This is a genomic window from Desertibacillus haloalkaliphilus, from assembly GCF_019039105.1.
GTDB classification, from domain to species: domain Bacteria; phylum Bacillota; class Bacilli; order Bacillales; family KJ1-10-99; genus Desertibacillus; species Desertibacillus haloalkaliphilus.
This window is the reverse complement of record NZ_JAHPIV010000085.1, coordinates 1-472: the sequence shown is the minus strand read 5'-3', so window position 1 is coordinate 472 and position 472 is coordinate 1. Positions and strand designations below refer to the sequence as shown.

General features: G+C 48.1%; 1 protein-coding gene. It reads left to right on the top strand.

Annotated features, from left to right (window positions below):
• The coding region (locus KH400_RS29655) for a hypothetical protein (protein ID WP_217227959.1) at positions 1–358 on the top strand (358 nt) is incomplete at its 5' end.
• Positions 359–472: the final 114 nt, after the last annotated feature.

The following is a 472-nucleotide window of genomic DNA, read 5'->3' as shown; positions in this document are numbered from 1 at the left end:
AAAAAGGGGGAGAGGGGGGAGGAAAGAAGGAGGAAAGGGGGGGAGGGGGAAAAAAGGGAAGGAAGAGAAGGGGAAAAGGGGGGGAGGGGGAAAGAAGGGGGGGAGAAGGAGAGAGAAGAAAGGGGGAGGGAGGAGGGGGAAAAAGAAAGGGGAGAGAGAAAAGAGGGAGAGAAGGAAAGAGGAGAAAGGGAAAGAGAAGAAAAGGGGGAAGGAAGGGGAAAGAGGGGGGGAAAGGGGAGGAGGAGGGAGGGAAAGAGGAAGGGGGAAAGAAAGGAAGAGAGAGGGGAGGGGGGAGGGAAGAAGAGGGAGGAAAAAAAAAGAGGGAAGGGGGAGGGAAGAGAGGAAGGGAGAGTATTAAAGAAATAAAAGTAGTTTTAATATAAAAAATATTAAAGTGAGATGATTGGATATTTTGAAAAAAGGGAGAGGTAGAAATAAAAAATTTAGGAAGAGGGGGGGAAAAAAAAGGAAA